The organism is Corynebacterium genitalium ATCC 33030 (assembly GCF_000143825.1).
Classification (GTDB): domain Bacteria; phylum Actinomycetota; class Actinomycetes; order Mycobacteriales; family Mycobacteriaceae; genus Corynebacterium; species Corynebacterium genitalium.
On record NZ_CM000961.1, the window covers coordinates 728,353 to 752,267 of the forward strand.

Genomic DNA, 23,915 nt, shown 5'->3' on the forward strand with positions numbered 1-23,915 from the left:
AAGAACGCATCCTTTTGACCTGCAGCTTCGCATGAGCAGTATTCCGGAAAACCGCCAGCAGTATTCCGGCGCCGCTAGGCACCGGCGCGACCCCCAACCCCATAAGGTTTAATAGCCCCCATGTACATCGCTGCCATCGACCAGGGGACGACGTCGACACGCTGCTACATCACCACCACCGATGGTGAGGTGGCGGGGACGGCGCAGTTCGAGCATGAGCAGATCATGCCGCGTGAGGGCTGGGTGGAGCACGATCCGCGGGAGATTTGGCGCAATACTCGTCGCGCGCTGTCCGAGGCGCTTGTCGACGCTGACTTGGAGCTCGAAGACATCAGCGCCGTCGGCCTGACGAACCAGCGGGAAACAGCCGTGGTCTGGGACAAAGCCACAGGCAGGCCCGTCTACAACGCGATTGTCTGGCAAGATACCCGTACCGAGCGTGTCGGGGAGGGAGAGAAGGACCGCTACCTGCGGAAGACGGGCCTGTTGGCCAACTCGTACCCGGCGGGTCCGAAGTGGGCGTGGATCCTGGATAACGTCGAGGGTGCTCGGGAGCGGGCGGAGAAGGGGGAGTTGCTGGCGGGAACCGTCGATACGTGGCTGATTTGGAATCTCACCGGCGGCGCGCGCGGGAAGCGCTCGGTCTTCGGCCGTGGCGGTGCCCAGCATGTGACCGATGTGACGAATGCATCGCGCACGCTGCTCATGGATCTGGAGACCCTCGACTGGGACGACTCGCTCTGTGAAGAGATCGGTGTCCCGCGCAAGATCCTGCCGGAGATCAGGCCGAGCTTCGGTTCTTTCGGCACCATGCGCCGACGCAAGGGCAGCCGCGACGTGCCGATCACGGGTGTGCTCGGCGACCAGCAGGCCGCGTTGTTCGGCCAGGGCTGTCTCGAGCAGGGCGACGCGAAGATGACCTACGGTACCGGCCTGTTCATGCTGCTCAACACCGGTGAGGAGCCGCAGTTTTCGGATCACGGCCTGCTCACCACCGTCGCCTACCAGCAGGACGGCAAGAAGCCGGTCTATGCGCTGGAGGGGTCAGTTGCGGTTGGCGGCTCACTGATCCAGTGGCTGCGCGACCAGATGGGCATCCTGTCTTCCGCCGCCGAGTCGGAGACGCTTGCCAGCCAGGTCGACGATTCCGCGGGCGTGGTGATCGTTCCGGCGTTTTCCGGCCTGTTCGCCCCGCGGTGGCGCCCGGACGCGCGCGGCGTGATCACCGGCATCACCCGCTACATCGACCGCCGCCACATCGCGCGTGCCGCCCTCGACGCGACCTGCCTGCAAACGCTCGAGGTGGTCAACGCGATGGAGAAAGACTCCGGCATCAGCATCGACGCATTGCGTGTCGACGGCGGCATGACCGCCAACGACCTGCTCATGCAAATGCAAGCCGACATGCTCAATTCCACCGTGGTCCGCCCAGACAACATGGAGACGACAGTCATGGGCGCGGCCAGTGCCGCGGGTTTTGGCGCTGGGCTTATCGACGACCCCTTGAGCCTCGGCGGGGACACCACCTGGGAAAACGAAATGGCCGGCCCCGACCGGGACCGGCTCGTTTCGCAATGGGAGGAAGCGGTTTCCCGCTCCCTGGACTTGGCGCCTTAGCGGTTAGCGCTCGTCGATAGTGACGTCCAGCTTGTTGGTCTGCACGTTGTAGGTGATCTTGCCGCGTTCGAAGTCGACGCGGACGTCACCGCCGGAGGCTGCTTCGTCGCTCTTGACGGGCTTGCCCAGCGGGCCGAGGTCCATGCCCTGCTTGAGCCAGGCGTCGGCGATCTTCTCGGGCATGACCACGCTGCTGCCGTCGGAGGAGAGCGCCTCGACGCCGTTTTCGAAGAAGGCGTACTCGTCGCCGCCGACACCCTTGACCACTCCGTCGAGCTGGCCGAGGATCGGATCGACCTTGCGCCAGGTGTCCTGAATATCCTCGCTGCCGGACATCTCGACGATCTTGCCGATGTGCGGGCGCAGGCTGGACAGCGTCATGCCCGGCAGGACCTCAATGTTGGCCACGTTCGAGACTTCCTCCGGAATCAGGTCTTTGCCTGCGATGAAGAGGAGCACAGCACCGGCGACAGAGCCCACGGCAGCAGCGATTGCTGCCGGGTCACCACTGAGGATCTCCTCGAAGGAGATGTCGCTGGACAGGTTCGCCGCGTTGTTGATGTTGGTCTCCGTGCCGTTCGAGTCCTTCACCGTGCCGGAGTTGCCGTTGTTTCCGTTGTTGCCGTTGCTCGGCTTCGGAGCGGGCTTCGGTGCCGGTGCTGCACCGCCGCCCTTGATCTCGTTGTACTTGGTCTTCGCGTGGCTGCGGACAGTACCCAGCTGGGAGTAGAGCATGTCGCCCGGGCAGTCGTTGTAGTGGAAGTCGCGGTGGGCGTTGATGGCCGGGAAGTTCGCGCCGGAGCCCTTCGGGAACTTAGTGCCGCGGAAGGAGTAGTCGGAGCGCAGGTAGACGGTGCCGGTCGGGTCGAAGTTCGAGCTTGCGGCCTTCCAACCGATGATGTCGCCCATGGCCTTGAGCCCTTGCGGGGTCGGGGCTGTCTTGGAGTAGTCGCCCATCATGGACACACCCCAGGTGTTGGAGTTGAAGCCGCCGACGTGCGCGCCCTGCGGGCCGCGGTCCAGGCCGCCTGCGCGGCCCTCGTAGATGTTGCCGTACTTGTCCACCACGGCGTTGTAGCCCAGATCCTGCCAGCCCAGGCCCTGGTGGTAGGCCTGCATCGAGCGCATGATGCCCGGTGCCTGAGCTGCGGTGTAGTTGTTGGAGCCAGCAGTGTGGTGCACCGTGACGGCCTTGGTCGGCTCGGTGTAGCTCGTGCCGGTGGCGTTCTTCGCACCCCAGGAGGCGCGGGTGATCACCTTGGGCATACCGTTACTGTTGTACTGGGCCGGGGCGATCGCACCATCGACAGTGCCCTCGCCGCCGTCGATGAAGACGGCCTCGAGGTCGCTGGCGGTGGTCACCGGAGCAGCCTCGGCCGGAGCCTCGGCGGGGTCTTCATCGCCGTGCTCTTCGGCGCCTTCTTCGCTGAGCTCCTCGATGTCCGCCACCGGTGCGATGTCACCGTAGTTGGTCGGCAGCGCCGGTGCGTCGCCCATGACAGCGGGGGAGTCGGCGTCGGGCACGTCGGGGAGGTCGACCGGGTCAGAGTCGGGAAGCGCATCGTCCGGAAGCGGAACGTCAGGAATGTCGTCCTGGTCGGTGACTTCGGTTCCGCCAATGTTCAGGTCGCCGTTCTCGATGAGGTCCACGTTGGCCGTGGAGACCTGCACCTTCTTGGTCGGCTCGACGTAGATCGGCTCGGTGCCCTGGTGGGTGGCGTCCTCGGGGGTGGACAGCAGGTCCATCGGGTACCACTCGGACCAGGAGCCGTCGGCACGCTCGGCGCGGACGAAGGCGACAATGTCGCGGTCGCCTTCCCACTGTAGGCCGAACACGGAGAACTCCTCGTCGCGGGTGAACTCCTTGACTGTGCGGGCGGCGTCGCCTTCTGCGCCCTGCGTTGCGACGGCTGGGTCGTCGACGACGACATTCTCAGCGTCGGAAAGCGATGCCTGCGAGGTGGTCACCTCGATCTGTGCACCGGCGGCATCCTGGGTCTTGAGAATCTCGTTCCCGCCGTAAACACCAGCGGCAACAAGGGCTACGGAGGTGACGGCGGCGATGACCGGCGTCTTCCTGCGGGAAGACGGGTTCAAACGTGTACGTGCTTTCACGGTGATCGCTCCTGAGTTAATTGTGACAGCTGTGACTAATCTAGATCACAACAAAGTTTAAGTGGCTCGTGTGACAACTGGTGACATTGTGAATCTTCGGCGTGTCGCGTCTGTCCCTGCCGTGGCGCTCCGGCCCCACTACGCTGGAACGCATGACTTATGACCTCATCGTCGTCGGATCCGGATTCTTCGGCCTCACTATCGCCGAACAGGCAGCGTCTGAGCTGGGAAAGCGTGTGTTAGTCGTCGAAAAACGTGAACATATCGGCGGCAACGCCTACAGCGAGCCGGAACCGGAAACCGGCATTGAGGTGCACAAATACGGTGCCCACTTGTTCCACACCTCGAACGACCGCGTGTGGGAGTACGTCAACCGTTTCACGGACTTCACGGACTACCAGCACCGCGTCTTCGCCATGCACGACGGAACCGCGTACCAGTTCCCCATGGGCCTGGGCCTGATCAATCAGTTCTTCGGGCGCTACTACTCGCCGGATGAGGCGCGCGAGCTCATTGAGGAACAGCGCGAAGGCTTCGACCCCGCCGCTGCCACGAATCTGGAGGAGCGCGGTATTGCGCTCATCGGCAAGCCGCTTTACGACGCCTTTGTCAAGCACTACACCGCCAAACAGTGGCAAACCGACCCCACCGATTTGCCGCCGGAGATCATCTCCCGCCTACCCGTGCGCTACACCTTCAACAACCGCTACTTCAACGACAAGTACGAGGGCCTGCCTGTCGACGGCTACGCCGCCTGGCTCGAAAACATGGCGTCGTCCGAACTCATCGATGTGCAGTTGAACACCGACTGGTTCGATGTCCGCGAGAAAGTCCGCGCTGAATCGCCGGATGCCCCGGTTGTCTACACCGGCCCGCTGGACCGCTACTTCGACTACGCCGAAGGCCGTCTCGGCTGGCGCACCCTCGACTTCGAGCAGGAAGTGCTGGAAACGGGCGACTTCCAGGGCACCCCGGTGATGAACTACAACGACGCCGATGTCCCCTACACCCGCATCCACGAGTTCCGCCACTTCCACCCGGAGCGGTCCTCCTACCCGGAGGACCGGACGGTGATTGTGAAGGAGTACTCCCGCTTCGCAGAGGACGACGACGAGGTGTACTACCCGATCAACACGCCCGATGACCGCGCCAAGCTCGAAGCTTATCGACGTCTCGCTGCCGCCGAATCCCGCGACAACAAGGTCCTCTTCGGTGGCCGCCTAGGCACCTACCAGTACCTGGACATGCACATGGCGATCGGAGCGGCCCTGTCCGTCTTTGACAACCACGTTCGCCCGTACTTCGAGAACGGGAAGGCGATCGACCAGCCGCGCGGGCACTAGGGGGATATTTTGCCGAGACAACCCGGTTACTACGAATGGGACGATCCTGAGCTTCACCCGGGCAACAAAAAGGAGGGAGGTTGGCACCAAACTCTTTTTGATGCCGACGGAAAGCTCAAGGGCAATGCCCGGTTCGTGCCAATGGAAGAGTCAGAGCTCAAACCGGAAGTTATCCATGAAACCGTATACGTCACTAGTGACGCCAGGCGGGAGGAACTCCTCGATGATGAGATGAGGGAGGCTATCGCCTGGGCTCTGGCTGCTCTTGTAGTAAAGGGCGCTGAATTAGCGGCCCCCCGCGTCAAAGCGTGGTGGGACAAGGGGGCAGGGTCGTTCCGGCGCGTCAAGAGGCGATCTCTTCGTGCGCGAAGTAGGCCTACCACGAGCGAGAATCAAGATCGTGTGGAAGAAGCCCAGTCCTCCGATCTCGCTCAGAAGGACGAGGGGACTTCACGAGCGAAGATGTCGAGTGCGGAAGCGCAGGCTCGAATGATTGCCGCGGCGGCTGCGCGAGCCTTCGCAGAAGAACAGATGCGTTTGGTTACCGGTGCGGAAATCGTGGGGGCTACAGATCTGGACGAGGTCCGCGCGCAGCTTGCATCTATCCCGGAACACGAAATGGAGCAGCTCACCGGATTGCTTGTTCGCCAGCCCGATCTGCTCACTGACGACAGTCTGGCCAATCTCGCAGCTTCATTACAACTTCAGCACCTTGAATTGGAACCTGTTCGCAAGCGCGGGACAGGCGACGGCAGCAAATTTTAGAGAGGTATGCCCATCTAGCTACCGGCTTTGCTCGAGCGTCGTAGGATGCCCCTCCGTGGGAACCTTTATCGCAATCATCGGACTACTGCTCGCCACCGTCCTCGTCGCCGCGATCGGTGAGCGCACCGGCCTGCCGTGGCCGGCGCGTCTGACCGTGGTGGTCGCGCCGGTGATCTTCATCCCCGGCATCGACACGGTGTCCATCGATCCGCACTTGATCTTGCCGATTTTCCTGCCGCCGCTGCTGTGGCCGCTGGCCCGGTGCACGAGCTGGGGGCAGATCGGCTCCCAGCTCAACGTGGTGCTGACCATGTCGATCATCCTGGTGTTCCTCACCATCGCCGCGCTGACCGCTGCAGCGATGTGGATGCTGCCGGGGCTGAGCCTGGCCACCGCGATGGTGCTCGCCGCCGCGATTGCCCCGCCGGACCCGGTGGCCGTGGATGCGGTGGCGGGCCCGGCCGGTATCCCAAAGCGCATCACCGGCACGCTGCAGACGGAGGGGGTGTTCAACGACGCCGCCTCCATCGTGACCTTCAACGTCGCGATGGCAGCCGCGGTCGCGCACGGCGAGGTCGACTCTGGCAAGGGTGTTGCAGTTCCTCTACGCCGCCATCGCCGCGGTGCTGATCGGCCTGGTTGTGGGCAGGCTGGCCGCTGTCGTCGCCAACTCTGTGCCTGATTCCGTGATCCGCACGGCGTTTACCTGGGTGCTCCCGTTCGCCATCTACGCAGGCTGCGAGGCCATCGAAGCCCCCGGCGTCATCGCAATCGTCATCGCCGTGGTGGAGATGTCCTCGCGTTCCGCCATGACCGCAGAAGACCGACTGACCGGCCACTCCTTCTAGGAGACGGTGGAGCTACTGTTTACCGGCGTGGCGTTCGGCCTGATCGGCATGAGCGTGCGTGACGCGCTGGACACCGCGGGCACGCACATCTGGCAGGCGGTACAGGTGGGCGTTGTCCTGTCCGTCGTCGCGTTTGCGGTGCGCTTCGTGTGGATGTGGGTGCTGTACAAACTCAACGAGAAAAAGCACCGAACGAACGTCTCTCCGCTGCGGCTGCAGGAGGTCCTGCTCATGGCGTGGGCAGGCATGCGCGGGCTGGTCACGCCGGCGCTGGTGCTGGCAATCCCGGCGTCGGCGACGAGCTACCATCAGGAACTGTCGGTCATCGCGCTGACTGTGCTCACTTGCACGATGGTGGTGCTGGGGTTGTTGCTCCCTTGGCTCGTGGACGAGCTTGACCTGCAAAGCGGGCCTGGCGCCGACAAGGCGCTTGAGGAGCTGAACCAACGGGCGTACGCGGCTGCGCGTAAGGCGGTGCGCGAGCACGCTGAGGAGTACCAGCCTGAGGCGTACAAGATGGTGCAGGAGTGGCTGGACTCGATTGCGGAGAAGCGCTTGCAGGATCCGGAAGGCTCCGAGGAACGCAAGGAGGCGTTTCTGCGCGCCCGCGCTGGTGCGGTGCAGATGCAAGATGTGGCGTTGCGTGCCGCCGGCTGCGAGCTGCAGCGGGCGCGGCGCGAGCGCCGGTACAACCCGTCCGATGTCGACGCGGTGCTCGCTGACTTGGACCGCCTCATTCTCGCGCGCAACCGCAAGGCTCTCATCGGCCCGAGCAGCTTGTGGGAGCCGAAGTAAGGGGCTTTTGCTTATCGACGAGCTCCCGGCCCACCCCGTTCTCAAAATGCCAAGCAGAACGCTTTCAGAACGCCAAGCAGATCGCTTTCAAAACGCCAAGCAATCTGTTTTCAGAATGCCAAGCAGATCGCTTTCAAAACGTCAAGGAAGCTCCTTTAGCTGGTACTATACTGCCGTATGGTGAACGGGTATATTCCACGACTGGCGGATGCTGAATTGGAGCGATCGCTCCGCAGGCAGGGTGGCGTGCTCATCCAGGGGCCGAAAGGCTGCGGGAAGACGGAGACCGCGAAACAACAAGCCGCGAGTTTTCTCAACGTTGAAACGGATCCGGGCGTCACCCTCGCTATGGATAACGATCCGCTGCTGCTGTTTGAAGGCGCCACACCGCGACTCATCGACGAATGGCAGTTGCAGCCGAGACTGTGGGATTTTGCGCGGCACGTTATTGATGAGCGACAGGCGAAAGGGCAGTTCATCCTCACCGGTTCCACGGCCCCCGGGGCGGATGCGACGAGCCACTCGGGTGCGGGCCGGTTCGCCCGAATGACGATGTCGACTATGACGCTTTTTGAAACCGGGGAATCGGATGGGTCGGTTTCACTCGCTACGGCGGTTGCAGGTGACCCGTTGCCGTTTTCGACACCGGCCTTGACACTGCCGCAATTGGCGGAACGTGCGTGCCGGGGCGGCCTTCCTTACAACGTTGGTCTACCGACTGAAGATGCCTTGGAGAACGTCCGGGACTACGTGCAAACCGTTGCAAACGTGGACATCCGCACAGTTGGCGGTGTGAATCGTGATTCAGAGCGAGTGCTACGAATGATCCGTTCGTTAGCTCGTGGTGTGGGCACCGAGCTGGAGCTACAAACCATCGCCACAGATTCTGATACCTCACGGGAAACAACACGGGACTATCTCGATGCCCTTGCGAACATCTTTGTCTCTGTGGATCAGCCTGCTTGGTTCACGCACCTGCGCTCCAAAGCGACGTTGAGGAAAGCGCCGAAGCGCCATCTCGCAGACCCTTCTTTTGCTATGGCAGCGCTGGATCGAGGGCCGGAGCATCTACTTCGGGATCCGGCTTACTTCGGCCAACTTTTTGAGTCCCTCGTTGTGCACGAACTACGTGCGCTCACGGGCAGAACGGTTTACCACGCCCGGCTTAACACGAAGCTGGAGGTCGACGCGGTCGCGAACGTCGGCGGCCGGGACGTGCTAGTCGAAGTGAAACTGGGCTACACCCCAGAGGTGATCGAGCATGCGGCCGACACACTCAAGCGGTTCGCAGGGCACCTTGATGACGACCCAGCCTTGGTGGTGATCACCTCGGGAGGACCCGCACTCCGCCGGAACGACGGTGTCGCAGTGATTCCAATCGGGGCTCTGGGTCCGTAGGAGAGGTGCGCGCGGCGCACCTCTCCTTAGAAGGGAGGTAACCCTAGTGTGGCCTTGAGTTGCCACAGCTGTTCAGCGTCCTCAGCGCTTCGATGTCCAATCTGCTGTTGGAAGGCTGCATCCAGACGTTGTTTCGTGACTAGGTCGTCCCATGCCCGTTCGGGGTGAAGGGGTACTGATGCTTTGCACACTTCATTTGTTTCTTTCACGAGGTCCTCAATGTCTGGGATGGGATCGATGACCCGCAGGCTGATCAGAATCGAAGATGAATTCGCATGGAAATTGCCGATTTTGTCGATGTAGAGACCTTGAAAGACACCTTCGCGATAACCGACGGGCCAATCCTTGATTGAGTCGGATCTCGCACAATCTTCGACTCCATCTTCCCAAACGACGAATGTTCCCTGCATGCCGCGTCTTGCAACTGCGAGTCCAATCTCTCTCTGCTGCTTTGGCTCGAGCTTTTCGAGGTTAGCGTCCAACAGCCGATTCACCAGCCGCCCACGTGTGAAAGTGTTGTTTATTACTATCAAATCCCTGATTAGAACATCAGGCCGACCTTCTGCGAAATTGTCGATACGCGGAAGCGCCCAGTGGATCCACGAAAAGGCAATTGCGGAAAGAACCTCAACTGTGTCGGGCTTAATGTCGGGCGAGAAAGTTCGGCCGTGCCCAGAGCCCGATTGGTTTCGTATCTCGTCTAGGGAAAGAATCATCTTCCTTGTCTGCTCAAGGACATTTCTAGAGGGGCCCTCAAGGTTGTGCCCTTCAATCGATTGATCGAGCAGTTTGGCGTGGGCTGATTGAAAAACGACAGGAAATTTCGTTTTGTTGTTCGGAGATTCCCCTCCTAGTTCCAGAACGGTTTTCGAGATGCTTTCAATAATCGTCTTTAAGGATCCGACCACATCACCTAAATCCTCCGCTAGAACGGCCCTATCGAACCGTTGCTGCTCCAAAAGCAGTGCATCCCAATTGCTATCGTCGAAATGGTGAGGGCGTTCGAAATCGACTTCGCGATATTTGAGCAGCATTGTTGTCATCACGCCGCCTCCGACCACCGTGGTGCGAAACGCTCCATTTGCTCGAGCACGAGCACGACGGCTTCGTTGCGCTGTTCCGGCGGGTACTTGTGCTTGCGCAAGAGGGTTTTGATGGAGCGGCGCAACTTCGCGCGGACGTCGTCGCGTACCGTCCAGTCCGTCTTAGCGTCGCGCCGAAGCGTAGACACTAGATCACGGGCGATCTGCGCTAGAACGTCGTCTTCGAGTACTTCGCCGGTAGATCCGTCGGTGGCCATCACGTCGTAGAACGCGAGCTCGTCATTACTCAGCGGAGGGCTGAATTGTTCACCGCGATTGCTCTCTGCGACGATCTCCTTGGACAGCTCGATAAGTTCGGCGATCACTTCTGCCGAGGTGAGTTGCTGGTTGGTGTAGCGGTTCATCAGCTCGCGGATGCGCTCGGAGAACTGCTTTGCTCTCGCCTCGTTGTTGCCGGTGGCGTTGCGGGATTCTTGGAGGAGGGCGCGCCGGAGGGCATCGATAAGCAATGCAGTCTCAGATTCGTCCCTGGACTTGAGATTGAGCGCCTCGATGTTCAGGTCCTGCAAGTTGGGTAGCTTTCGGCCGATCTCACCGTAAACGTCGATGACCTCCGACGATGCGGTGGAATCGACAACGAGTTGACTCAGTAGAGTGAGGATCTCGTCGCTCAGCGGCTCCCCATTTGCACGACGATCTGCTGCCTCCATCTTGATCAGCTGGTTGCGCACGTCTGAGTAGAAGCGGACGTCACTGCGCACGTCAGTGGCGGACGGGCTACCTGATGCCAGCGCCCATGCCCTGGCAAGCTTGCCCGCAGTCGCGTTGAACTCTTTGGCTAACGGGTAGCGCCCGTTCTCATCCACCGTCTGCGGGTTGCGCAGCTTTGCCAACAACTGCAGGCGGGCTTTGCGCTGCTGGCCAGCGGCTTCGAGCTCGCGCCATTCTTTGCCAGCGAGAGCGTTCAGCTTGTCGACGAAGCTGCGAACGATCGACACAGCTTCCTCAATGTCCTGACCGATCACCTTTTCATCCTCTTCGGACGAGCTCTTAGTGAATTCGGCAATGGCTGCCTGGAGATTGTCGACGAGCGGCGCATAGGCGACGAGCAAGCCGCTTTCTTTCTGTCTGAACTTGCGATTCACGCGGGCAAGCGTCTGCATCAACAACGCACTCTTGAGAGGGCGGTCCAGGTAGAGCGTGTGCAGAGGGGGAGCATCGAAGCCAGTGAGCATCATCCCTTGGACGATCACGATCTCGAGTTCGTCGTCGGCATCTTTCATTCGGTCCTTGACCGCATCCATACGGCTCTGATTGCGGATGTGCTTTTGTAGGTGTGATGGGTCCGAGGCGGCACCAGAGTAAATGACCTTGAGCTTGCCCTTGAGGTCGTCATCGTCGTGCCAGGCTGGGCGCAGCTCGATAATTCGCTCGTACAGGTTGGCCGCGATATCTCGGGTTTGCACCACGATCATTGCCTTACCGGGCCCGCCGATGAATTGACGCATGTTCTCTCGGCGGTCCTCCCAGTGGCGCACGAAATCCTGCGCAAGAGTGCTTAGACGCTGGTCAGAACCGTAGACAGTATTCAGCACCGCGACGGAGCGCTGCGCTTTCTCTCGATCATCGTCGTCGATGTCCGCGAGAATCTCCGCAGCCGCTTCGTCGATGTCGTCATCTGTGACCCCTTGGATGCGTTCGAGCGGGATCAACCGCGGCTCGAAGTAGACCGGAACCACGGCACCGTCCGCGACAGCGCGGTTCATGTCGTACACGTCGATCTCTCCGCCGAAGACGTCGCGGGTGTTTCGGTCCCACTCATCAATCGGGGTACCGGTGAACGCGATCATGGTGGCGTTCGGCAGCGCGGTGCGGAGGTGGTGCGCATAGCCGTCCGCGTTCGTGTCACCGAACCCGTAGTGGGAGCGGTGCGCCTCGTCCGAGATCACCACGATGTTGTGGCGTTCTGAGAGCACAGGGTGTTCCAGCTCGCGTTCCTCCTTCGCGCCCTGGAGTCCGAACTTCTGCAATGTGGCGAAGTAGATTCCGCCGGATTGGCGCTGACTCAGCTGCTCGCGCAGGTCTTCTCTGCTGGAGATGTGAATAGGGTCCTCGGGCAGCAGGGTAGAGATCGAGAACGTGTCAAAGAGCTGCTTGTCCAGCTCGTTGCGGTCATTCAGCACAACAACGGTCGGCGAATCCAGGCGTGCATCGCGCATGATCTTCGCGGTGTACATCTCCATTTCCATGGACTTGCCTGAACCCGTGGTGTGCCACACTACGCCCGCCTTTTTATCGCTGCGGGCAGCCTGGATGGTTCTGCCAGCAGCCTTGGTCACGGCGAAGTATTGGTGTGGTTTAGCCACACGCATACGCAGTTCCCCGTCGATTTCATCGAACGCCGTGAAATCCACGAAGATCTGGCCGAAACGCTCTACGTTGAACAGGCCCCACATGAGCATGTCGAATTCGGTCATCTGCTCGCCGTCAACGACGACGAGGGGGCCTTGTTCAAATGGTTCCCCGTCGTCGTCGACACGCCATGTGCTCATGTGCTCGCGCGGGGTGAATGGCGTGCCGTAGATGGCATCAATGCCGTCGGATGCGACCACAATGTTGGCGAAGCGGAACGCCATCGGGAGCTCTTCAACGTAGGTGCGCAGCTGGTTGAACGCGTTCTCGACGGTGGCCGTGGAACCGGATTGCTTCAATTCGATGATCGCTAGCGGCATCCCGTTGACATACAGCACAACGTCAAACCGTCTCTCCTTATCCAGATTCCGGATGGTGATCTGGTTCGCCACGATGTAGTCGTTCTTTGACGGGTCGCGGGAGAAGAAGGTGATGGTCGGGTTCTGGCGCTTCCCGTTGGGGTCGTAGTACTCGATGCCGCGGTACCCCTCGACCAAGATCTCGTGCAGACGGCGGTTCTCAGCGATAGCGCTTTGCGATTGCGCAGTAACCATTTCAGCCATCGCCTGCTGCAAATACTCGTCCGGTACGTCGGGGTTGAGGTTGCGCAGAGCGTTGAGGAGACGACCGCGAAGCACGATGTCACGCCAATTTTCACGCTCACCGCTGCCGGGAGCGAGTTCTTTGCCGTTGACTGGCTTCCACTCGAGCTCGCCAAGCAAGTCGAGCGCGTCGAATTCGAATGCTGCCTCGCTGTAGACCATGGTGCTATGCCTCGTGCTCCTCACCTGCAATATTCACGCCAGCAGCGGCGGTTTCCTGTTTCGCTTCCCTCACAGTGATCTTTCCACTCATGAGCAGTGGAAGCAGCTCATCGCGGGTTTTAGCGAGGATAAAGTTTTGGCTTGTAAGAACCAGAGACTGGTTGTGCAACTTGGCAAGAAGATCATACTGGGATTGGTCCATCTCGATTTCTGGGATGAGCGCATTAGAAAGGTCAGTCTTGTTGATTGAAGCGAAGACAGTCCCATTGTCTTGGTGAGTGTTCCAGATCTTAGGGTGGGATCTGAGTAGATAAAATAGTGCGACGTGGTTATTTAGGCCACGTATTGCCGCCAAGCCGCGCCCGATTGCGGTGGGTTCGGAAGCGATGTTCACCTCTCCTACAGGTGCACGAACCGCGAATAAGATGTCTCCCGCTTCCGCTTCTCGTACTGGGTTCTCGGTGAAAACTCGTTTCTGAGGTGTTAGATCATCAAAGTCTCGCACACCTTGATAAAAAGGCAGACCACCGACTTCTTCTTTGAGATACTCGCCTTTCGGAGACGTACCCATGGTTATCCGTGCTACGTCACCTAGTCGGACTCTGGTCGACCGGATTCCTCTGTCCACAAGGCTTTCGGCCAAGGTGATAGAGGAGTTAATTACCCTGGTATTCGCCGCTATCTTGTCGTCGAGGGATCCTAGAATGGAGACAATGGAGTGTTGAGTCCTGAGATCAGGGATCGTGACCTGCGTAGCGCATAAAGCATCGATATCTACACGCTGGCGTCCAGACGTTCCGGTCATCAACGACACGGAAAGGTCATGGATATCCGGGGTCGTCGCGAAGTAATACGCGAAATCTGTGATGGTCACTCCGGGCTTACCTCGCAAGACAATGAATTCTGTCGAGCCCGCGGCCTTCTCAGCTGCATTTTCTGGGAGATATCGAGCGATTTTTCTGTTCTCCAGGCAAGGGGTAATTCGTGCCATGAGCGTGTCCCCGGCTTCGAACTTCGAACCGCTTGAGAACGCTCGTGTTTCTGTAGCTGTCACATCTCGATGTCCCGGTTTGAGGCGATCCATAGAGATAAACGGAACTTCGGTGCCCCGTTTAATCGATACACGCGGATTGACTTCAAACGCGTTCCCAATTGTTAGTATTTTCATCACCCCAACCTCCCCAGCTGCTCGCGGACGACGGCATCGAGGCGGGCCGACTCATCCAGCGCTGCAGTGAGTTCAGCAGTGAGCCGCGCGATCTTCTCGTCGATCGGCTCGTCGTCCTCCTCGGTCTCGGCGAAGCCGACGTAACGGCCCGGGGTAAGCGCATAGTTCGCCTCGCGGATCTCTTCAAGCGAAACCGACTTGCAGAACCCGGGGACGTCTTCGTATTTGCCTTCGGCTGACGAACGTCCCCTCCAGGTGCGGAACGTGTTCGCGATTTTCTGGATATCCTCGTCGGAGAACGTTCGCTCTTTGCGGTCGACCATGTGGCCGAGCGAGCGGGCGTCGATAAGCAAGAACTGGCTGCGACGATCGGTGGAGCCCTTCACCCCTGCGCTCTTGTCCTTGGCAAAGAAGGGTTAAACGACAAAATGTGTGTCTGGCTCGGCGTGTCGTGGGGGTTAGATCTGGCCTTTTTGGATGCCGATTGAGTGGTTGTAGTTGGTGTCGATAGCGTTGTCGTAGAGGGCTGGTCGTCCTGTTTGGTGGTCGGCTTGGTTCTCGTTGTGGGCCAGGGTTGTTACTTTGGCGAGTTGGTCCTGGCCCCAGTTGGACTGCCTGGCGATTCGTACGGGATCGCCAGGCAGTTCCGTTTTCAGGTAGAGCCACCAATCCAGCATTCGGCGTTGTCGTTCACCTGATCTGCCGCGGTGTGTCCTGGCGAGCAGTTTGAGCTGGGCGTTGATACCGCCTTCCAGACTGTTTGTGGTGGATTTGATCCGGTCAGGATCAAGGACTGTTTCTGGGGGCTTGAGGTAGACAAACAGCAGGTCGGACCGCCAGAGGTGGTTGAGACTGTTGTAGGCCTTGCGCACGTTGTGGTGTGTCCACACGCGAGTCCACGTACCGGTTTTGGGGTCTTTGACCGTGGTTTTCTCGTCCATCCAGGCTTGGTAGATCGTAGAGAATTCGTGCAGTTGCGCGCCCCATTTTGCTGCTCCATCCAAGGTGGTGATCCGAGTCAGTTTCAGCGCAAGTTGGTAGATGGTGCGCCCAGCATCTGTGCGCGGGCGTGAGGTGGTGTAGCGTCGCACGACGCGTTGGGCGTGGACGAGGCAGCGTTGAATTTTCGTGGTCGGCCAGCACTTTCTAATCGCGCTAAAGGCTCCTTGGCCGCCGTCGATCACAGCGATCAGTGGCGCTTCGATGCGTTCGAGCAGTCGCTGGTAGTCGCGGGTGGTTTCGTGTTTGCACCAGTGCCAGGCAATGACGTGATCGATGGTGGCAGCGACGATCAAACAGCCGCCGGCGGTGTAGGTGCCGTCTAAAAACACCTGGTCGTAAACTCTTCCACAATGTGCATTGGTGGGGTCGGGCACATCAATGAGCCAGAACGGTTCGAACCGGCGTTGCAGCGTACGGGGCGAACATCCCACGCGGTGGGCAACAGCATCGAGACTGGTGCCGGTGGTGAGATGATCAATGAAGGCGGTAAACACCGCTGCATTGGTGATGTCGCCGCGGTGCTTCACGCTGGATGCGCCGCATTGTTTGCACCGCCATCTGGTGGTGCCTTTGCTGGTGGTGCCGTTGCGTTTCATCTCGCCGCCGCAGTAGCAGCGTGGTTGGTTCTTTGGCATTGCGCCACCACACCACGGCGTACATAGCACACAGCGCTAGCCCCTCCGTGGATTTGCCGTCAGGAAGCCAGATATATGCCCCAGAAGCATATATTTTCCTGAAACCTCGTGGTTAAGCCCCGGAAACCGGCGATTCCGGACACACTTTTGAGGATGCGGACGTTTTTTGGACAGTTTCAATCTCACGCTACATTGACTTTTCGGTATTCGGCAATGCTCAAACCATCGAGGCTGATCTTGATTCGGTGATCGTTGTAGAACTCAATGTATGTCGCGATTGCTTCTTTGAGCTCTTGGGGGTTCTGCCAGGTTCTGCCGTAGTACATTTCGTTTTTCATTCGGCCGAAGAACCCCTCGCATGCTGCATTGTCGGGGCTACAACCTTTCTTCGACATCGAGCGAAGTATTCCGAACTTCTCGGTCATACTTCGCCAGCTGCTGCCTCGATAATGTGCTCCGCGGTCTGAGTGAATCACCAAGGAGCCATCCATTGCCGGCTTTTCGGTTGCGATTGCTGCGTACAAAGTTTCTTCTGCTAACTCCATGGTGGGATGAACACTTGTTTTTGCTGCCACGACCTTCCCGTCAAAACAGTCGATGATGGCAGACAGGTACACGCGACCTTGGTTAGTAGCGAAAACACTGATGTCAGTCAGCCACAACCGATTTGGATGCTCAGCATGAAAATTGCGGTTCACCAGGTTAGGTGGTGCGGGAGAAATTTCCCCTTGATAGCTGGAGTAACGCCACTTTCGTTTCGGGAACCAGGGACGAATTCCCTCTTCGTGCATGAGACGGCGGACGACCTTCTCACTGATAACGATCCCGCGATGGCGCAGTTCCCACCAAAGTCGGCGATAGCCGTAGGTGTTATTCGACTCAGAACTAATCTCATGAAGCAATTCGCGGATACGCGCGTGCTTATCCGGAGCAAATCGCTGTTGGAGTTGGTAGTAGAAGCTTGATGCCGCAAGATCAATAGCAGCAAGCAGCATAGATAACGGAAACTCGCCGCGTAACGCGTCAACCACTTCAGCCTTGTGCTTATTGCTGAGCTGACCCGGGATGACGCTGACGTCTTTTTTTACAAGTTCCAGCTCCTTTTCCAAAACAGCCTTGTCAACGAGCAGTTGAGCCATTTGCTTTTTCAGTTCTGCAGGATCATCGGCTAATGATTTCTCGAATGCTGCTCGGGTGGGCATGCGAGTGTGCTCTTTGCGTTCTCTTTTCGACATCAAACCCCATTTTCCCTCTTCACGGTGGCGTTGTGCCCAAGAATAGACACTCATCTTTGAGCGCAGCTCGCATTCCACAGCGATGTCAGCTGGCCTCCAACCAGCGTTGAAGAGCTCAACAGCACGAAGCTTGACCTCAAACGGGTAGCGGGTCAATGTTTTTGACTGTTTGCGGGGTCGACCAGGTTTGGCGGGTTCACGCAACCATTTGTACAGCGTCCATCGCCCTGGATAACCAAGTTCACGGACGGTCTTGGTCACCGATTGAGTGCGCTTGTAAACCTGCAGAGCTCTGCGTCGCTGCTCCTTGGTGTATGAGCGGTTCATGATGGAATCCTCCAAGATTCCGTCCGCATCCCCTTTTGTCGTTTAACCCGCAAAGAACCAGACGCATACCGGAATGCCTGTAGCCCGGAAAAGCTGAGCGGGCAGGGTGATCACGCAGGAGACAATGTCGTCTTCGAGCATGTTCTTGCGGATCTCGCCCTCACCCGAGGTGTTCGAGGTCATGGTGCCGTTGGCCATCACCACGCCCGCTTCGCCCTGGGGGCTGAGTTTGGAGATGATGTGCTGCATCCAGCCGAAGTTCGCGTTCTTTTCTGGCGGCACACCGTACATCCAGCGCGTGTCGTCGGTGTTGCGGACCCAGTCCTTGATGTTGAACGGCGGGTTGGCTAGCACGTAATCCATCTCCACGCCGGGGTGGATGTCGCGGGCGAAGGTGTCGCCCCAGCGCTCGCCGAGACCTTTGGCGCTCAGCGCGTGGATGGCGAGGTTCATGCGTGCCATGCGCCACGTGCGCTCGTTGAGCTCCTGGCCATAGATCGCGATTGCCGACGGGTCCCTGTCATGCGCTTCTAGGAATTTCTCCGCCTGGACGAACATGCCGCCGGAACCACAGCAGGGGTCGTAGACGCGACCCTCGGTCGGTTCGAGGATTTCCACGAGCGTGCGAACCACCGGGCGCGGGGTGTAGAACTCTCCACCGCGCTTGCCTTCAGCGGAGGCAAAACGGGCAAGGAAGTACTCGTACACTTCGCCGAGGAGGTCGCGAGCACGCTCCGGGCCTTCGGCGGTGAAGCGGGTGGTACTGAAGAGGTCGACGAGCTCGCCGAGGCGACGCTGGTCCACACTTTCGCTATTGTAGTTGTGCGGCAGCGTGCCCTCAAGGGAGGGGTTGTCGGCCATGAGGGTTTCTGCGGCTTCGTCGATAAGCTTGCCGATCGCCTTGAACTCGCCGCCAGCATCGCTGGTCTTGCCTTTGGAGTGGCGCTGCAGATAATCCCAGCGGGCTTTTGGTGCGACCCAGAACACGTTCTTTTCCAAATAGGCGTCACGGTCCTCCAGCTCCTCGAGGGTCTCCTCCTCGGTAGCGCCTTCCTCTTCGAGTTCGGCTCGAAGCTCCTGGCGACGCGCATCGAAGGCATCGGTGACGTACTTGAGGAAAACGAGGCCAAGAACGATGTCCTTGTACTGAGAGGCGTCCATGGAGCCGCGCAGTTTGTCGGCAGCTTTCCACAGTGTGTCCTGGAAATCCTTGATGGGGGTGGGGGTCATACCTGCGAGCCTACTTTGCAAGGAAGTCGGGGCCGCAAAAGGTGCCGCCAGCGTGTTCGCTTTCGCGCTCAAGATAATGTGCAGCAGATTCGGGCAACCCGTGAAGTTTCGAGGGCATCGAGGCTCGAGGTAGAGGTTAAGCAATCCGAAGTGAGGTTCAGCTTCACTCGACGTCTCGCCGCCGCCGAATCCCGCGACAACAAGGTCCTCTTCGGCGGACGCCTAGGCACCTACCAGTACCTGGACATGCACATGGCGATCGGAGCGGCCCTGTCCGTCTTTGACAACCACGTCCGCCCCTACTTCGAGGACGGCAAGGCGATCGACCAGCCGCGCGGGCACTAGCGGCCGTCAGCAATTCGGCCGACCCAGCGCCGAACTTGGGAACTCTCAGACAGTAGTGGTTCGGTTACTCGGGCCAGATCGCAAACTGTTCCAGTGCTTCGGATGCTTGGTGGGAGCGAAGATATTCACGCATGTAGGGCAGCTCGTAGTCGACGAACCCGTGTGATGTTGCCCGAATCATCTCCGCATCGATAAGTCGTTTGCGGTAGTTTCCGGCATACTGTGCGTCGACACCCATTCTTGCTGCGATGTCGGACATCCGGGAGGGGTTGTCATCGACGGACATAGCGGTAAGGAAAGTGCGATCCACCTCCGAGAGATCAGCAAGAGACGGCTCGTGAACCAGTTGTCCCAGTTTTCGTCGCGCGTCAGCGATGCCTCGATTGACAGCTGTTTCATCTATCATGTTTCCGGTTTGGTTCCGGAACGCGTGCTGCCCGACGAGTTGAATCATGAATGGGTAGCCGCCAGTTGCGCTCGCGGCAGTCTCAACTGCTTCCTGAGTCCAATCAACTCCGGCGATTGCAGATGTTCTCTGGAGTGCTACCTGAACGTCGGAGAGTGCGACCATACCCGTCTCGATCCGATTGGCGCGGCGCAGGAACGTGACTGGATTACGTCCCTCGTCAGCTGCCAGAAGGGGTTTTACTGCGCCAGGGATACCAGCCATCGCCACTGCGATCTCTCGGTCCTCCCGGACGAGGTGCTGAATCGTCGTCCCGAACTCGATTACCTCGTCCATATGGGCGTAGTGCAACTCGTCCAGCGTGATCAACACACCTACCGGTACTTGACCTAGCCGCATGTCTATCTCCCGTTGTTGGTCGAGCAACTCCTCCAACACGGAACGGAGGGTCGGCTCGGGAGAAAATGCGTCCACAGATTCCGTGGTCATGCCGAGGTTGAAGGGGCCAGTGATACCGCTTATCTGTCGCTGTGGTGCGTTCGAGATGTCTTCTAATAGACGGAACGCTTTATCCCTGATGCGCTCGTTGAAGCCCTTCGTCGTCGTTTCCGAAATGACATGCCAGGCATGCGATTTTGCGATGTTTTCGAACTCGTTCAGAAGAACCGTCTTGCCTATGCCTCTTGGCCCGGTAACAATCGAAATGCGTTCATGGCTTCCTGGGCCGTCGTAGAGTGCCGCGTCGAAATCGCGCAAGTAGCCTTCACGGCCTGCAAGAACTGGAGGGGTCTTGCCTACCGTTGCGGTGAATGGATTACGGGGGCGGGGTTCAGCGGTTGTCATGGCCTCTTTTTACAACTCCTTACTATCTTTACTATTTCTACTACTTTTCCGATCTTTGTGGGGGAAGTTTGTGCGAGCCTACTTGCGGTGCTTCCTGGGAGGCTTAGAGCTCTCTGGTTGCAATCGAAGTTGTTCTCGCGTTTTCGACAACTCCGAGGACTATCGTCGGGCGCATGCAACCACATACCGAGGAGATTTTCGTCCACCACCAGTGCCCCCACTGTGCAGGCGTCATCGAACAGTTCAAGTCTGACCACGATCGGTTCGGCGACGCCGTGCTTCTCGACATCACTGACATCCGCAATCTCAAGACCTTCCTCGAATACCGCGACTCGCTGGCGGGGTACAAAGAAATTGTTGAGCAGGGGAAGATCGGTGTGCCGTCGAAGGTCATCGGCGGAACAACCGTCGAGTTCTTCGACGAGGTGTGACTGTCCAAAATTTCGCAATGCAAAGTGAAACCGTTTCAGAATGCCAAGTGGGTTCTGTGACCAGCGGGAACCTGAAGTGTCCACTCCCTCCGCTACCATGATCGCGTGACCATCCTCCTCGCAATCATCGGCCTCCTTCTCGCCACCGCCCTCGTCGCCGCGATCGGTGAACGCACCGGCCTTCCGTGGTCTGCGTTGCTGACCGTCGTGGTCGCTCCGTTGCTGTTCATTCCCGGCATTGAGACGATCAGCTTGGACACGCACCTCATTCTGCCGATCTTCATTCCACCGCTGCTCTGGTCGCTTGCTCGCCGGACGAGCTGGGGCATGATCCGCGCACAAGTGCATGTGGTGCTTGTGATGTCGGTGATGTTGGTCTTTCTCACCATCGCGGCATTGACGGCCACGGCGATGTGGCTCATGCCGGGCATCGGCCTCGCTGCGGCAATGGTGCTGGCTGCGGCGATCGCCCCGCCGGACCCGGTGGCTGTCGACGCGGTGGCGGGTTCGGCGGGCATCCCCAAACGCATCACCGGCACGTTGGAAACTGAGGGCCTGTTCAATGACGCTGCCTCCATCGTCGCGTTCAATGTCGCGCTCACCGCGCTCGTCGCTGGTGGGGACGTGGATTTCAGTGAGGGCGCGCTCAAGTTCCTCTACTCTGCTGTCGTGGCTGTGGTCGTTGGCCTGATCGCCGGCCGTTTGGCGGCGCTGTTCGTCAACACCGTCCACGACTCCTTGATACGAAGGGCGTTTACCTGGGTCTTGCCGTTCGCGATCTTCATCGCGGCGGAAGAAATTCAGGCATCGGGTGTCATCGCCATCGTGATCGCGGCAGTGGAAATGAGCTCGCGTGCGTCGTTCACCGCCGAGGATCGCCTCTCCGGCAACGCCTTCTGGGAGACCATCGAGTTGCTGTTCACCGGCCTCGCGTTCGGTCTCATCGGGATGAGCGTGCGCGACGCGATTGACGACGCTGGAACAATGGTGTGGCAAGCCGTCGGCATCGGACTCGTTCTCTCCATCGTTGCCTTCGTGGTGCGTTTCGCCTGCATGTGGGTGCTGTACCAGTTCAAGAAGCGGATGAACCGGACTGACGTGGCACCGTTGCGCATGCAGGAAGTGCTGCTCATGACGTGGGCCGGCATGCGCGGCCTGGTCACCTTGGCGCTCGTGCTGTCCATCCCCGCTGGCACGACCAAGTACCACCACGAGCTCTCTGTCATTGCCCTAAGCGTGCTGACCTTCACCATGGTCATCCCGGGTCTGCTCCTGCCGTGGCTGGTGCGCCAAATGGACCTCGAGAATGGTCCCGACGCGAAGGGCGACCGGGTCAACGCCGAACTCAACCAACGCGCCTACTTGGCTGCACGGCGGGCAATCCAGGAGCATGGCCCGGAGCTCGCGCCGGAGTCTTATGAGATGGTCCAGGTGTGGCTGGGCGAGTTCGCCGAAAGGAGGCAGGTGGATCCGGAGGGGGCGAAGGAACGTCGTCAAGCATTTGCTCGCGCGCGGAAAGCCGCAGCTGATTTGCAACGCATCGCCCTGCAAGCTGCGACTGAAGAGCTGCAGAAAGCGCGCGGCGAGCGGCGCTATAACCCCGCCGACGTCGACGCGGTGCTCGATGAGATCGACCGGCTCGTGATCGCTAGCGAACGTGACGCTCTAGCATCTCCGGGGCAGATGGTCGCGTGGCAAAAGCCCACGCCGTGACGACGAAGGGGACCGCCAGAAACATCAGCGGCGGCAGCGAGTGCAGGATCAGGCTGTCGAATGGCCACGTCGGATTGGCGAAGATGACCAACATGAGCAGCCACATCGCCGGCCAATGCATGGGGGATTGCGGTCTGACCACGGTGAGAACCATCGGCAATAGCCAAATCGCGTAGTAGGTCTGCAGTAAGCCGCTGGCCATGAAGCCGCCAGCGAAGCAGACACCAAGCGTGACGAAGGCCCACATGACCTCGTCGACATCTCGCCAGCGCCAGAGCTTTACGACGGCTGCGAGCGTGGCCGCAACAACTAACAGTGTCAGCAGCGTGACTACCCACTCCGGCCAGCCGAACATGATGCCCAGGCCAGCGACGGAGCCGTTGAAGCGGGGGCGGGGCTCCGATAGATAAGGCACCAGGTTGGTGAAAAACAGCTCTGGCTGTGCAATGGTGAACCAGCCAATAGCGAACAGGACCGCGCAGGTGACCGCGGCGACAACGACCACCGCTGCTTGGAACAGCAGAACCGAGATGATCATGAGCACGCCGAACTGCGGTTTCACAGAGATCGCCAAGCCTGCGACGATGCCCGCCACGTACGCTTCCGGGCGGGTGAAATGCTCTTTCCAGTTGGCCCCGCGCAGGCGCAACGAGCACCAGACGAACACCACCATGAGCAGTAGCAAGAACCCATTGATGTTTGTCAGGGATAACGTCGCGCGAACCGGTTCCGGGGTGAAGAACACGACCGTGACTATGAGTGGGAAGACGTAATGGAAGTGGCGTTTGGCCACCATCCACGTTGCTAACGCCAGCGCCGCGATGATGCACAGTGCGCCAAGGGCCAGCATGACTAACCGGCCAGTGGACTCATCGCTGAAGACGCCGATCGGGGCGATCACCACCGTCCCGGCGGGCGTGTACAGGTAGTGCGGCATGTCGATCGTGTAGTCCGAGTCGAACACCGTCTGCCCAGCAAGATACTTGCGTGCTGCAGTCCACACCGGTGTGAAGTCAGTGCCGGGATTTTGGAAGGGGACGGTCACGGCCGCATGGAGGAGCGCGAACAGCATGGTTGCATACAGAAGCACGGCCCAACGAGGGCCTTCCAGGGCTATGGCCAGGCGGTTTCTGGTCGTTGTCGACACAAAAGGAGACTAACACGGCAACTGCGCCGGGCCGGGGACCTGAAATGCGAATGCCAGGTTAACAAACTGGATTGTTGGGTCGCGTCAAAGTTAACCCATGGTGAACAAGGTTGATGGGGCAACAATGCGCGTCGGCGTGTCGCGCCTTTTATGCTGGTAAACGGCGTAAGAATAGGTTGATATGAACCAAAGCTTGACTCCGACCAACTATCTGCTAAAGTTAACGGCAGGTTAACGCAGAGGGAACGAGAAGTTCACTTTGAACCTCGCCCGAGGAGGTCCCCCTCCACGGGCAGAACACATTCAACTTCATGGCAATCGCAAAAACTTGAA

17 protein-coding genes and 3 pseudogenes are annotated in these 23,915 nt (G+C 59.4%); 10 read left to right on the forward strand and 10 right to left on the reverse strand.

Translation table 11 applies throughout. The features are described from left to right. Nucleotides 1–120: 120 nt before the first annotated feature. Complete coding sequence (gene glpK / locus HMPREF0291_RS03490; RefSeq protein WP_005288015.1) at nucleotides 121–1,617, forward strand: glycerol kinase GlpK; 1,497 nt, start codon at nucleotides 121–123, stop codon at nucleotides 1,615–1,617. Between the two features lie 3 nt (nucleotides 1,618–1,620). Here glpK and HMPREF0291_RS03495 read toward each other — a convergent pair whose 3' ends face one another. After that, nucleotides 1,621–3,732 carry an N-acetylmuramoyl-L-alanine amidase gene (locus HMPREF0291_RS03495; protein WP_005288018.1) on the reverse strand — a complete coding sequence of 704 codons (2,112 nt, stop codon included), beginning with the start codon at nucleotides 3,730–3,732 and terminating at the stop codon, nucleotides 1,621–1,623. 152 nt (nucleotides 3,733–3,884) lie between these two features. Here HMPREF0291_RS03495 and glf point away from each other — a divergent pair, with 152 nt between their 5' ends. The 6 genes from glf (at nucleotide 3,885) to HMPREF0291_RS03520 (ending at nucleotide 8,881) form a co-directional block, all read left to right on the forward strand. Then, on the forward strand, nucleotides 3,885–5,075 hold the full coding sequence (gene glf / locus HMPREF0291_RS03500; protein ID WP_040423464.1) for a UDP-galactopyranose mutase: 1,191 nt from the start codon (nucleotides 3,885–3,887) through the stop codon (nucleotides 5,073–5,075). Between the two features lie 9 nt (nucleotides 5,076–5,084). Next, on the forward strand, nucleotides 5,085–5,840 hold the full coding sequence (locus HMPREF0291_RS03505; protein ID WP_232210319.1) for a hypothetical protein: 756 nt from the start codon (nucleotides 5,085–5,087) through the stop codon (nucleotides 5,838–5,840). A gap of 55 nt (nucleotides 5,841–5,895) precedes the next feature. After that, nucleotides 5,896–6,522: a cation:proton antiporter domain-containing protein gene (locus HMPREF0291_RS12160; RefSeq protein WP_005288026.1), complete on the forward strand. Its 627-nt coding sequence runs from the start codon at nucleotides 5,896–5,898 to the stop codon at nucleotides 6,520–6,522. Next, nucleotides 6,515–6,688 (forward strand): hypothetical protein, encoded by a 174-nt coding sequence (locus HMPREF0291_RS12165; protein WP_332247655.1) that lies wholly within the window; start codon nucleotides 6,515–6,517, stop codon nucleotides 6,686–6,688. The genes HMPREF0291_RS12160 and HMPREF0291_RS12165 overlap by 8 nt, the downstream gene beginning before the upstream one ends. Before the next feature lie 6 nt (nucleotides 6,689–6,694). Further along, a complete protein-coding gene (locus HMPREF0291_RS12170) occupies nucleotides 6,695–7,483 on the forward strand; it encodes a cation:proton antiporter domain-containing protein (protein WP_005288030.1) in 789 nt (262 codons plus the stop codon). 177 nt (nucleotides 7,484–7,660) lie between these two features. Continuing rightward, nucleotides 7,661–8,881: an ATP-binding protein gene (locus HMPREF0291_RS03520; protein ID WP_005288034.1), complete on the forward strand. Its 1,221-nt coding sequence runs from the start codon at nucleotides 7,661–7,663 to the stop codon at nucleotides 8,879–8,881. Nucleotides 8,882–8,907: 26 nt separating this feature from the next. Here the strand turns inward: HMPREF0291_RS03520 and HMPREF0291_RS03525 are convergent, their stop codons facing one another. The 7 genes and pseudogenes from HMPREF0291_RS03525 to HMPREF0291_RS03555 all read right to left on the reverse strand — a co-directional run. After that, nucleotides 8,908–9,924: an abortive infection family protein gene (locus HMPREF0291_RS03525; protein ID WP_005288037.1), complete on the reverse strand. Its 1,017-nt coding sequence runs from the start codon at nucleotides 9,922–9,924 to the stop codon at nucleotides 8,908–8,910. After that, nucleotides 9,924–13,100, reverse strand: a complete 3,177-nt coding sequence (locus HMPREF0291_RS03530; RefSeq protein ID WP_005288041.1) for a type I restriction endonuclease subunit R — start codon at nucleotides 13,098–13,100, stop codon at nucleotides 9,924–9,926. Before HMPREF0291_RS03530 ends, HMPREF0291_RS03525 begins: the two co-directional genes overlap by 1 nt. 4 nt (nucleotides 13,101–13,104) lie before the next feature. After that, nucleotides 13,105–14,268, reverse strand: coding sequence for a restriction endonuclease subunit S (locus tag HMPREF0291_RS03535; RefSeq protein ID WP_083770236.1), 1,164 nt, complete (start codon nucleotides 14,266–14,268; stop codon nucleotides 13,105–13,107). Further along, a pseudogene (locus tag HMPREF0291_RS03540) lies at nucleotides 14,268–14,681 on the reverse strand (N-6 DNA methylase); the annotation flags it as partial. The pseudogene HMPREF0291_RS03540 and the gene HMPREF0291_RS03535, both read right to left, overlap by 1 nt. A 45-nt stretch (nucleotides 14,682–14,726) precedes the next feature. Next, a complete protein-coding gene (locus HMPREF0291_RS03545; RefSeq protein ID WP_005288048.1) occupies nucleotides 14,727–15,905 on the reverse strand; it encodes an IS256-like element ISCge1 family transposase in 1,179 nt (392 codons plus the stop codon). A 182-nt stretch (nucleotides 15,906–16,087) separates the two neighbouring features. Further along, on the reverse strand, nucleotides 16,088–17,467 hold the full coding sequence (locus tag HMPREF0291_RS03550) for an IS3 family transposase (protein ID WP_005287188.1): 1,380 nt from the start codon (nucleotides 17,465–17,467) through the stop codon (nucleotides 16,088–16,090). Between the two features lie 48 nt (nucleotides 17,468–17,515). Further along, a pseudogene (locus HMPREF0291_RS03555) lies at nucleotides 17,516–18,697 on the reverse strand (type I restriction-modification system subunit M); the annotation flags it as partial. A 168-nt stretch (nucleotides 18,698–18,865) separates the two neighbouring features. On the opposite strand from HMPREF0291_RS03555, the pseudogene HMPREF0291_RS03560 reads away from it, so the two are divergent. After that, nucleotides 18,866–19,042, forward strand: a pseudogene (locus HMPREF0291_RS03560) (UDP-galactopyranose mutase); the annotation flags it as partial. A gap of 64 nt (nucleotides 19,043–19,106) precedes the next feature. Here HMPREF0291_RS03560 and HMPREF0291_RS03565 read toward each other — a convergent pair. Further along, on the reverse strand, nucleotides 19,107–20,291 hold the full coding sequence (locus HMPREF0291_RS03565) for an ATP-binding protein (RefSeq protein ID WP_040423469.1): 1,185 nt from the start codon (nucleotides 20,289–20,291) through the stop codon (nucleotides 19,107–19,109). 173 nt (nucleotides 20,292–20,464) lie between these two features. Between HMPREF0291_RS03565 and HMPREF0291_RS03570 the strand changes: the two genes are divergently transcribed. Further along, nucleotides 20,465–20,722, forward strand: coding sequence for a hypothetical protein (locus tag HMPREF0291_RS03570; RefSeq protein WP_005288061.1), 258 nt, complete (start codon nucleotides 20,465–20,467; stop codon nucleotides 20,720–20,722). A 105-nt stretch (nucleotides 20,723–20,827) separates the two neighbouring features. Further along, nucleotides 20,828–22,435: a cation:proton antiporter gene (locus HMPREF0291_RS03575; RefSeq protein ID WP_005288063.1), complete on the forward strand. Its 1,608-nt coding sequence runs from the start codon at nucleotides 20,828–20,830 to the stop codon at nucleotides 22,433–22,435. Here the strand turns inward: HMPREF0291_RS03575 and HMPREF0291_RS03580 are convergent. After that, entirely contained in the window at nucleotides 22,371–23,525 is a 1,155-nt protein-coding gene (locus HMPREF0291_RS03580; protein WP_156774799.1) for a glycosyltransferase family 87 protein, read from the reverse strand. The genes HMPREF0291_RS03575 and HMPREF0291_RS03580 overlap by 65 nt on opposite strands. Nucleotides 23,526–23,915: the final 390 nt, after the last annotated feature.

Excerpts from the sequence above, each read along its gene's own strand:
- HMPREF0291_RS03550 (WP_005287188.1), bottom strand. The coding sequence starts at position 17,467 with ATGAACCGCTCATACACCAAGGAGCAGCGACGCAGAGCTCTGCAGGTT.
- HMPREF0291_RS03545 (WP_005288048.1), bottom strand. The coding sequence starts at position 15,905 with ATGCCAAAGAACCAACCACGCTGCTACTGCGGCGGCGAGATGAAACGC.
- glf (WP_040423464.1), top strand. The coding sequence starts at position 3,885 with ATGACTTATGACCTCATCGTCGTCGGATCCGGATTCTTCGGCCTCACT.
- HMPREF0291_RS03520 (WP_005288034.1), top strand. The coding sequence starts at position 7,661 with ATGGTGAACGGGTATATTCCACGACTGGCGGATGCTGAATTGGAGCGA.
- HMPREF0291_RS03530 (WP_005288041.1), bottom strand. The coding sequence starts at position 13,100 with ATGGTCTACAGCGAGGCAGCATTCGAATTCGACGCGCTCGACTTGCTT.
- HMPREF0291_RS03570 (WP_005288061.1), top strand. The coding sequence starts at position 20,465 with ATGCAACCACATACCGAGGAGATTTTCGTCCACCACCAGTGCCCCCAC.
- HMPREF0291_RS03525 (WP_005288037.1), bottom strand. The coding sequence starts at position 9,924 with ATGACAACAATGCTGCTCAAATATCGCGAAGTCGATTTCGAACGCCCT.
- HMPREF0291_RS03535 (WP_083770236.1), bottom strand. The coding sequence starts at position 14,268 with ATGAAAATACTAACAATTGGGAACGCGTTTGAAGTCAATCCGCGTGTA.
- glpK (WP_005288015.1), top strand. The coding sequence starts at position 121 with ATGTACATCGCTGCCATCGACCAGGGGACGACGTCGACACGCTGCTAC.
- HMPREF0291_RS03565 (WP_040423469.1), bottom strand. The coding sequence starts at position 20,291 with ATGACAACCGCTGAACCCCGCCCCCGTAATCCATTCACCGCAACGGTA.